Annotated in this window: 1 protein-coding gene; it reads right to left on the minus strand. The window is 48.1% G+C overall.

Annotated elements, in window-relative coordinates; genetic code table 11:
- Positions 1 to 268: ABC transporter permease subunit (locus NLF92_RS13090; protein WP_349293231.1), on the minus strand; the 268-nt coding region annotated here is incomplete at both ends.

Genomic DNA, 268 nt, shown 5'->3' on the forward strand with positions numbered 1-268 from the left:
GCGAAGGGTAACGGCGATGTTGGGTGTTTTGTTTACAATCACAGCGGTGAGTGCAGCTACTTCATTCAGACCAAACCAGATAAAACAAAGAATGATCGTTACCAAAGCCGGAATATTCAGCGCCAGGGTGGTAAGGCTGTCGAGCCACAAATCAAGGTACCGGAATCTGCCCATCAGAATACCCAGCACACTGCCCAACATCATAGCGATACTGAAACTGATCGCAATGCGCCCTAGCGTAATACCTAAGTGATGAGGTAATTCACCG

Source organism: Opacimonas viscosa (assembly GCF_024199005.1).
Lineage (GTDB): Bacteria > Pseudomonadota > Gammaproteobacteria > Enterobacterales > Alteromonadaceae > Opacimonas > Opacimonas viscosa.